Raw genomic sequence first — 9,978 nt, forward strand, 5'->3', positions numbered from 1 at the left:
CGTGGTAGCCCGGCCACAGGCTGGGCTTCAATCCGAGCGGCAGGTCGATGATGCCGAAATGGGACTTGAGGCGTTGCGGGTCGGTTTGAGGATCGTAGTGGGAACACATGGTCAGTAAACAGCTAGAAGTCTCCTAGTAGACAATTAGATTGAATTCTTCGGGTGAATGCTCTCCGGGAGTCCACAAGTTTTGCTGCGGATTCCGGTCAAGTTGACCGCTGGGGCCGGACTCTATTGACCAGCGTGAAAGCACGCTTGCTGTTACTGACCGGTATTAGCCAGCAATATGGGGGGCTTTCGTCTCTGTTCGGCCGAGGCTGTGTAAAAACGCGAAAAACCCTGAAGGTAGAAAACCGGTTTCCCACTATCGGCCTATTTTGGCTGCGCAGGGACGGGATGATTACCACCCAAGGCAAAACTTGACGGACTTCAATGGGCCACATCCCCACTTTGCAGACCATGCCATATGTTTTTACACAACCTGGGCCAGGAGCGGACCGTGGCGATCCGTCGCCAAGGCACACGCTATGGATTGGAAGCGGAACTTCATTGGCTGCCGTCTGTGAGCGACATCCTGGCGAAGCTTTGTCCGTAACTGTTCAGTCTTACGCTACGGCACGCCGCGCTGTGAGTACGTGCTGGATCTCTCGCTTCACTAGTGCAGGAAGGTCCGCCTCGCTCCAAACAGCGCGGTTCTCCTCAACCCAAGCCAATACCTGCGTCTCCGTCAACTGGTCGGCGGCAATGAGGTCGGAGAGGGTGATCGCGGACGTGCGCGAGAGTCCGATCCCGATTAACGAGACTTGCGTGAGGTGGCTAACGCCAAGCTCGAGGAGCACACTGAGGTCGGGCATGCGCTCGACTAGATCCTGGCGACCAAGGGCTGTTAGGTGCAATTGGAGAAGGTCGCGGTACACAGCGAGTGCCCTTGGCGCCTCGAATCTAGCGATCTGCTCGACCTCCTCCATTACGGAGCGAATTACTTCGGGCGTTTTGTATGGCCGCTTATTGCGCTCGCAGTAGTCAATTCGACCAGCAATCAGGCGCGCGAGAGGGAACCCCCGCATCCACTGCACGACCGTCAGCGCAAGCATGGCCGACCGACCAGGCGTGGGCCCCAGGCGGGGCGTCATCAACCGGGCGAGCCGCACGAAGATGCGCGTGTAGGCGGCAACGGCTCCTTCGTCTGCGGGGTCGACCGGTAGTAGTTCCTCAATGGCCCCTTGGCGCTCCCTGAAGTACCGCAGCACCGCGTCCATGGTAACTGGATTAACTCCGGGGTTTCGCTCCACGACTTCCATTGGCGTCTCGAGGGTCGCCGCCCGCGCCGCGACTGCTTCAGCGATGGGACCGAGAAGAGCCTCGTCATACCGACGCGCCCATGGCGCCGAACGAACAGAACCGTAGCGCCCGTGCAGCGCCACGAGGTACGCGAATACGTACTCCAACTCCGAGCGCCGCGCTGCAATCTCCGGGGCCGCTCCCGCCTCGATGAACTGGAGCAGTGCGCTTCCATCGCCGAGCACGACGTCGGCTGTGCGCCGAATCGCATACCGCGCACGACGCTGCGGCGCTCCGTCTGGCCCCCAGAGGCCCGGACGAGTTGCATCCACGCACACGACGTTTCCTTGAAACTCACGTCCCCACCTACCAGCGCGACCTGCGAGATTCCAAAAGTCATCGGCAGACATTGGACGCCCGCGCCCCTTCTGCGGACCGCGCAGAAAAATGGAGCGGCACGACATGTTGACTCCCTCGATGAGCGTTGATGTGCAGACTAAATAACGGACGATGTTGGCCGAAAAGAGCCTCTCTATCTCGGTCCGGATCAGCAAAGGCAAATTCCCATAGTGGAATGCAATGCCACGCCGCAGAAACGTCGCAAGCCGGAACTCTGGATGAACGACTCGCCGCGCTAACTCGATGAGATCATCGACGTCAGAGTTGCGCACTTCACCCTCTGGGCCAGAGAGGTCGTATAACTGCGCGGCGATCTTCTCCGCATCGGCCGCCCCGTTGACGTAAACGATGTTCCCTGCCCGGAGACCGCCCATGGCGAAGGCAACGAAGGAGAGGCGCTTGCTCTCGGACGACGGGTTGGCCGGCAGGGTCAGCCGGCCCAACGGCACCTGCTTGTCGGGGATACACGCGGTCACCTCCCACTGCCGTGGCTGTCCAGCAACTTGCGAAACCCACAGCAGGTTCTGGCTAATAGTGACGTCCTCGCTCGTGAGTGCGGCTGTGTTGGTGCCCTGTACGGCGTCCTCCAGCAGTATCTCCGGATTGCTCGTCATCGGACTGGCGAAGACTAGGCGCGCCGACGGGTTAATCTGGACGACTCGCTCGATCACATGCTGGAGCAGCACCCCGCGCTGTCGGTCGCCAACCTTATGGGCCTCATCAACCACCAAGACATCGACACGCAACTGGGGCACGGCGGCGAGGAGAATGTGCAGCCGCTCCTGCGTGAACACGAGTACGGTTCCACGGCCGGGCACGAGCGTGCGCGCAAGTGGCAGGGACGACACTGGAATGTCTGTGATTCCCTCTTCAACAAGGAATGCCGCCAAGTCCGTTTCAACCTGATGAATCAATGCACGCGTAGGAACGAGGTACACCACTATCGCGCGTGGGTTGCCGCGGAGTTGCTCGCCAATCCAACGTGTCATGATGAATGACTTACCCGCCGACGTTGGCGCAGATACGCTCACCCATTCGTGCGCAACGACGTTCTGCCAAAAGCGCCGCTGAAAGTGATTTACGCGGAGGACCGAGTCGTTTGACAGGACTATTGAATGATCAAGCGCACGTTGAGTCCACTCGATGCGAGCGGGAGCCGGCAGTCGCTTCTCCAGTCCGGGGCGAAGCAGGGCTCGGGAAACCGCTAGAGCGATGGCGGGGTGGTTCGCCAAAGTGTCGAGCACGAGCGCCGCTGAGTCACGCCGGTGGTCAGAAGTGTCGGGAATTGTAAGGCACGCCTGTGCAATGCGCAGTGCCGCTGCCTGGCAGGCGCCCTCGTTTGAGGCTGCCAATACGCTTGCCGATAGCAGCAGGTACTGCCAGTCATGCTCGATGTTGCTCCACTGGTGGTGCCGCACGAAGCAGTTTCCCAATTCCTCGCAAAGAGCATCGGCTACGACGGCATCGAGGCGCTGGGTAAAGGTGGGTCGCGTCAGCAGCCAGGGCCCGAGGTTGCGGAGGGTCACGAGACCTCCGGCGATTTCTTGCGGCGCGCAGGCTTGGCGGTCGCGGTGGATACGGCGGCAGCTCTCACAGCGTCATCACCAGACGCCACAGCCTCAAGCGCCGCGACTGGGGACGCGGGGGCAAGATCAAGCTCTTCGCGTAGGCGCGCACGAAAGTCGTCCGCTGACGGGAAAGGAACGCAAATGAAGTGGAGACCGAAGACGTCAAGCTTCTCCTCCTGGATCCTGTGCTTGATTTGTGCCTTCCACTTCGGCAAGAGCTCACTAATTCTCTTCACGACTGTCGAGAGATCAACAACTGTCGGTGACTGGCAATGGGCGCTGGGATAAGCATCACAGTCGAACCCAACCAAGCACAGGCCGCGGAACTCAACAGAGTTGTAATGTTCCCCCTCAACGTCAAGGAATGCCTTCAGTGCCGCCTCAAGGGCGGCGTCATCTAGGTCAACGTGGCGTTGAAGCAACTGCAGGTCACGATCTGATGCGCTGCCTCCGTTGGCGTCGTCGAGCAGCATTGGGGCCAGCGATCCGAGGCATTCACGAATCGCGGTAATCCCATCAGCGAAAATCTTTGACTCTCCCCAGTACAGGACCAATCGTCCAGTCGCGTCGTCAACACCGGCGTGGAGCCCATCCGCCCCGTGAACGTGCATCCGTGAGTTTGTCTTCAGCGACATCTTGCAGAGCAATTGGGGAAGCTTCAGGAGTCGCTCAGCGAGGACAAAAAGCAGCAACTCGCCCCCTTCACCCGACTGAGCGAGGTCGGTGAAGAGGCGACGCGCCTCGACCGTTAGGCGTGCGAACTTTGCAGTGGAACGCGTCGCCAGGAACTCTGACTCGGCCTCAGCGATCCGGCTGCGTGGGATTGCAAAGTCCAGCACTTGGTCACAGATGACCCGCACGAGATCACGTACCATCGGCCGTCCTTGAGCGTCGAGCTTTAGGGTATGGCAGTGGCAGACGACCCTAGTGCCGTCGATAGTCGTGTGGACTTCAACGTCGTGCAGGAGGTTTGTAAGCGCCTGCGACTTTCCCCTCGCTAACCGGGCGAGGGATTCGCGGAGGGGATCAATGGCGGCGGCAGATAGGGAGGCAGTCACGCTCTGGCAGGGTTCTGGATCTAGGCAAGTTATTCATCATAAATTATGCCATCTCCGTGACCGATAGACTGATGCAAATTCGCCGCTCGAGCCCGACATACCGGTTCACTCCACAAACCAGCCTCTCAGACGGCTCCTGCGAACGGCAGCAACGGGTCGCGGGCTGCCCGCCAGGCTGTCAAAAGGCAGTCGCAAGGCCGGATGTAGGCTTATGGAGCCCAAAGACCGACGGTAGTCAGCCACAAGCCACCTCTCGAGGCCGCTATCCAATTTCAATAGCCAGGGCCTCGCCGCCCCCGCTCAATGGCAGGTTTCCGGCGAGCCCATTTCTGGTGGCACTGCCTCAACCCGGCCAGTAGCGGCTATTGGTGACCCCGAGGATTGCTGCGCCTCAACGACTGCTATATCCACCAAAGCCGACTATTGGCGAGAAGGGGTGAAGTCCACGCTGTGTCCATGGAGAACGGTCATGCCGTCAGTCGAGAGTGGCTTCATCATCCTTCTGCAGATGGATGATGCCCGTGGTGTAGTCGTACTCGAACAGGTTGCCAAAGCGCCCCCATTCGATGGCCACCCGGAGGGCGGTCTTGGCATCCTCCTCGTTCAGGGTGAAGCGCAGCAGGCGGAGGAAGAGATCCTCATGCAGGTCGCCCGACGGATCGCGCTCCAGGGCCTGGCGGATGTAGGCCACCAGGGGCACGTTGTCGAGCACCCGCTGGGCGAATAGGGCATGCTGTTCCGACTGTTCGGCACGGACAAAGTGCTCACCCAGGGGCGTCAGCTGGATGTCGCCCCCTTCCAGCACGGCAAACTCCAGAAGGGTGAGCGCCTTGGAGACATTGAGGAGTTCGTGGTCGGACAGCCCGGTTTCCTCGGCGATCTTCGGCAAGTCCGCCCGGCCGGCGAAGGGCTCATCCACCAGCACTTCCAGGAAGCCCTCGATACGGGCCACGTCAGCCTCGGGCAGGCGGTCGCCCAGTTGCAGCTTCACTTCCGTCGTGCTCACCCGGCCGTGACGCTGGGAGCCGACCGTCATCAGCCCGTAGACACTATCGATGAGGGACCGGACGCCCCCGCTTTCCTCGTCCCTCGGCCGGGGCAAGGGGATGGGCAACTCGTCGCGCACGCGCCCAGGGTCGCTCGCAAAGACCAGCACCCGGTCGGCCATCATGACGGCTTCCTCGATATTGTGGGAGACCACCAGGATGGCTTTCGTGGATAGCTGCCGGCTTTCCCACAGATCCAGGATGTCCTCCCGCAGGCGCTCGCCGGTCAGGACGTCGAGGGCCGAGAAGGCCTCGTCCATGAGCAGCACTTCCGGCTCCAGGACCAGGGCGCGGGCGATGCCCACGCGCTGGCGCATGCCCCCCGACAGTTCCCGCGGCAGGGCACCCTCGAAGCCGGCGAGGCCGATCAGCTCGATGGCGGCCTCGGCCCGTTCGGCCCGCTCCTTGGGAGGCACCCCTCGGGCTTCGAGACCCAGCTCGACGTTCTTCTGGACCGTGAGCCAGGGAAACAGGGCGAAGGACTGGAAGACCATGCTGATCCCATCGGCCGGCCCATAGAGCGGCATGCCCCGGTAGAGCACCTGGCCGTGATCGGCAGGGATCAGGCCGGCCATGAGGCGCAACAGGGTGGATTTCCCGGAACCGGACTGGCCCAGCAGGGCGACGATCTCGCCCTCCCGCAAGGTGAAGTCGACGCTTTCCAGGACGGCGCGGGCGGTGCCGTCGGCCGACTTGAAGGACTTGCCAACCGACCGGAGTTCGATGAGGGGAGCTGCCATTTCGCTCGTTCCTAGAAATGCAGGCGGTTCTCGGCCATCCGATAGAGCCGCCGCCAGATGAAGTGGTTGAAGCCCATGACGAAGACGCACATGACGCCGATGCCCAGGGCAATGCGGGGGAAGTCGCCGACAGCCGTCATCTCGGCGATGTAGCTGCCCAGACCGTGGGCCTTCAGGGTGGTGTCGCCCCAGGTGACGTACTCGGCGACGATGCTCGCGTTCCAGGAGCCGCCGGAGGCCGTGATGGCGCCGGTCACGAAGCTCGGGAAGATGGCCGGCAGCAGGTAGCGGCGCCACAGGAGCGGCCCCTTGAGGCCGAGATTCCTGGCCGCATAGCGCAGTTCCGTGGGAATGGTGGACGCCCCGGCGATCACGTTGAACAGGAGGTACCACTGGGTGCCCAGGATCATGAGGGGCGAGAGCCAGATGTCCGGATTGAGGTGGAACTTGACCACCGCGATGACCGCCACCGGGAACATCAGGTTGGCCGGGAAGGCGGCCAGGAACTGGATGGCCGCCTGCGCCCGCTCGGAGAGTTTCGGGTTCATGCCGATCCAGACCCCAACGGGAATCCAGACCACCGCCGCCAGGGCGATCAGGACGACCACCCGCAGCATGGTGAAACCGCCGAGAAGGAAGACCCGGCCGACCTCGCTCCAGCCCACCTCGGTATGGACGAAACGGACCAGGGTCCAGAGGGCATAGAAGATGGCGGCGGCGATGACCGCATCCCAGATGCGCTCGGAGGTATTTGCCCGGACCCTTGGACGGGCACGGGCCGAGGTGCCGTCGTAGCGCAGGCGAAAGGCGGCAAAGGAGCGCTCCAGCAGCCGCCCGAAGGCCGCGGCGAGGCCCTGCATCCGCTCGGTGCGGCGAAACCAGGCCAGGAGCCAGGAATCCTGGGCAGTGGCGCCGCCGGTTTCCTCGAAGCGGAAGCGGTCGGCCCAGGCCAGCAGCGGCCGGAAGAACAACTGGTCGTAGAGGAGCACGCCGATCAGCATGGCGCCGATGGCCCAGCCGATGGCACCGAGGTTGCGCTGCTCGATGGCCAAGGCGATGTAGGAGCCGATCCCGGGCAGCTTGATGTTCTGGTTGGAGACGGAAATCGCTTCTGAAGCCACCACGAAGAACCAGCCGCCAGACATGGACATCATCATGTTCCACAGCAGGCCCGGGGTGGCGAAGGGCAGTTCCAGCCGCCAGAAGCGCTGCCAGCCGGAAAGCTGGAAGACCCGGGCAGCCTCCGTCAGTTCGGCGGGGACGGTACGGAAGCCCTGGTAGGCACTGAAGGCCATGTTCCAGGCCTGTGACGTGAAGATGGCGAAGATGGCTGCGCACTCCACCCCCAGGAGGTTGCCCGGAAAGAGCGCGATGAATCCGGTGACCGTGATCGACAGGAAGCCGAGGACGGGGATGGACTGGAGGATGTCGAGAATGGGCACCAGCACCCGCTCGGCAGCCCGGTACTTGGTGGTCAGGGTGGCGAAGACGCAACTGAACACCAGCGAGGCGCCCAGCGCGATGAACATGCGCAGGGTGGTGCGCAGCAGATAGTACGGCAGGTTGTCGGGATCGAGGGACAGCGGGATCTCTTCCCCGACCTGGTAGGGCGTGGCCATCTGCTGGCCGCCGTAGGCGAGCAGTACCAGGACCGCCAGGACCATGGGCAACAATGCCCAATCCCAGCGGTTGCCGCCGGCCTCGACCACCTGGCGAGGAAAGAACGGGGAATACTTGCTCATCGGGCCACCGCCTTCTCTTTCGGCAGGACGGGATCGACGTGGGTCATCAGGTAGAGGACCGGATGCCGCGCCATCACGGCGAGCTTGGCCTGACGGGCGATGTCATGCCCCTCGGCCACCGTCAGGGTGCCGTCGATTTCCAGATGAACATCGGCCAGGATCATGTCGCCGGCCTTGCGGGTCTTCAGGGCATGCAGGCCCAGGACGCCGGGCGTCGCCAGGATATCGGCGGCAATCCCGGCGATCTGTTCCTCCGTGGCGGCGCGGTCGGTGAGGTCGTGCAGGGCATCCCAGGTGAAACCCCATCCCATGCGGGCCACCATGAGGCCGACCACCAGGGCCGCGATGGGATCGAGCAGGGTGACCCCCATCAGGTTCCCGCCGATCCCCAGGGCGACTACCAGGGACGAGGCCGCGTCGGAACGGGCATGCCAGGCATTGGCCACCAGCAGGCTGGAGCGCACCCGCTCGGCGACGGCGAGCATGTAGCGGAAGAGGATTTCCTTGGCGGCCAGCGCGCCCAGCGCCACCCACAAGGCGACTGTCTGCACCGTCGGGATGCTCTCGGGCGTCTGCAGTTTGTGCACCGCCGACCCGGCCATCCCCAGCCCCACCGCGAGCAGCAGCCCGCCCAGGACGAGAGAGGCGGCATTCTCGTAGCGCTGGTGGCCATAATGGTGGTCGGCGTCGGGCGCCTTGTGGGCATGGTGGGACGCCATCAGGACCACGAAGTCGGCAACCAGGTCGGAGAGAGAGTGGATACCGTCGGCGATCAGCCCCTGGGAACCCGACAGCAGGCCGGCGGCCACCTGGGCGAGGGTCAGGCCGATATTAACGGCCACGCTGACCCAAGTGCTGCGCCGGGTCGCCGCTTGGCGTTCCGGGGTCGAGTCCTCACCGCCGAGTTGAGCGAGATTGTTCAGATCGTCCATGTTGCGCTCGTCCTGGAAGGGTCATTCGGTGGTGCTCGGGCTCCAAAAAGCCTGGGAGATGAAGGGCTGCTCAGCCAGTTGCCGGGTCAGCCGGTCCAACTGCTCCCCATCGACGGCCGTCGCCAGCAGCACGGCCTCGATCTCGACGGCGTCATCGCCGAAGGCATGGACCACGAGGTCGCGGGTGCCGTGGCCCGCAGCCTCCAACATCGACTCCAGCAGGCGTAGCGCCTCCTTCTGTTGGGCGGTCTGGGCGATGACATAGACCGTGTTGGTCACTTCGACGGCGAGGGTGTCGATGGGTTGGCGGTTGATCCGGTTGACCACCGGGCGCAGCAGGGTATTGGCCGCCAGGACGAAGATGGCCCCCAGTGCGGCCTCCAGAAGGAGATCGGCACCCGCGCAGGCCCCGACCGCAGCGGACCCCCACAGGGTCGCCGCCGTGTTGAGCCCCCGGACGTTGCCTTCCTCCCGCATGATGACCCCGGCCCCCAGGAAGCCGATGCCGGACACCACGTAGGCCACCACATGGACGGCGCCGTCGTGGCCGCCCAGGCGGTTGGCCATATCCACGAAAATGGCGGCACCGACCGCCACCAGGACATTGGTGCGCAGCCCGGCCGTGCGCTGGCGGTACTGGCGTTCGAAGCCGATCAGGCTGCCCAGCACAAAGGCCGTCACGAGGCTGAGCAGCGTGTCAGCCAGGGAGTCCAGATTGATGTTCTGAATGGCTTGCAGGGTCATGGCGTTCAGAACTCCGCGTGGAAGCGCATGCCAAAGAAATTGGCCGGCCCCCGGTCGGCATTGTAGGCCGGGTTCCACATGCGCTGGTAATCGGCGGTCAGGAAAACACTCTTCCAGACATTCACGCTGTAATAGGTTTCGAACACCTGCTCGGGACGATAGTTGAGCGCGCCGTCGCCGATGAAGAAAGAAATCCCGCCCGCCCCCAGGTAGCGGCGGCGGTGCTCCGACAGGGTATTTCGCAGGTAGCCGATGCCGACCGTGTCCTGAGCGCGTCCCCAGGCAGCCCCCTTCAGCGCAAAGCCGGTTCCCAGCGAACCGTCCGTCTCGGTGAAGGCATAGGTTTCCGTCCGGCCGTCGGCCTGCATGGCGCGCAGGAAGAAACCCAGGTTCTCCGTAATGGCCTGCTCGATGTTGATCCCGACGCCGTACTTGAATTTCTCGCCGTTGCGTACCGAGAAGATCGCC

Annotated in this window: 7 protein-coding genes; all 7 read right to left on the reverse strand. The window is 63.1% G+C overall.

Annotated elements, in window-relative coordinates:
* Positions 1-605 precede the first annotated feature (605 nt).
* Complete coding sequence (locus tag VJ604_RS16720) at positions 606-3,206, reverse strand: DEAD/DEAH box helicase (protein ID WP_324084524.1); 2,601 nt, start codon at positions 3,204-3,206, stop codon at positions 606-608.
* Positions 3,203-4,306, reverse strand: coding sequence for a HamA C-terminal domain-containing protein (locus VJ604_RS16725; protein ID WP_324084526.1), 1,104 nt, complete (start codon positions 4,304-4,306; stop codon positions 3,203-3,205). Before VJ604_RS16725 ends, VJ604_RS16720 begins: the two co-directional genes overlap by 4 nt.
* A 475-nt stretch (positions 4,307-4,781) precedes the next feature.
* Positions 4,782-6,092, reverse strand: a complete 1,311-nt coding sequence (locus VJ604_RS16730; RefSeq protein WP_324084527.1) for an ABC transporter ATP-binding protein — start codon at positions 6,090-6,092, stop codon at positions 4,782-4,784.
* An 11-nt stretch (positions 6,093-6,103) separates the two neighbouring features.
* The gene (locus VJ604_RS16735; RefSeq protein ID WP_324084528.1) at positions 6,104-7,834 is read right to left on the reverse strand and encodes an ABC transporter permease; all 1,731 of its coding nucleotides are present in this window, start codon (positions 7,832-7,834) and stop codon (positions 6,104-6,106) included.
* Positions 7,831-8,766, reverse strand: a complete 936-nt coding sequence (locus VJ604_RS16740) for a cation diffusion facilitator family transporter (protein WP_324084529.1) — start codon at positions 8,764-8,766, stop codon at positions 7,831-7,833. The genes VJ604_RS16735 and VJ604_RS16740 overlap by 4 nt, the downstream gene beginning before the upstream one ends.
* Before the next feature lie 21 nt (positions 8,767-8,787).
* Positions 8,788-9,447 carry an MgtC/SapB family protein gene (locus VJ604_RS16745; RefSeq protein WP_324084530.1) on the reverse strand — a complete coding sequence of 220 codons (660 nt, stop codon included), beginning with the start codon at positions 9,445-9,447 and terminating at the stop codon, positions 8,788-8,790.
* Between the two features lie 68 nt (positions 9,448-9,515).
* A partial coding sequence (locus VJ604_RS16750) for a carbohydrate porin (protein ID WP_324084531.1) occupies positions 9,516-9,978 on the reverse strand: 463 nt, incomplete at its 5' end.

The organism is Geomonas sp. (assembly GCF_035254065.1).
Lineage (GTDB): Bacteria > Desulfobacterota > Desulfuromonadia > Geobacterales > Geobacteraceae > Geomonas.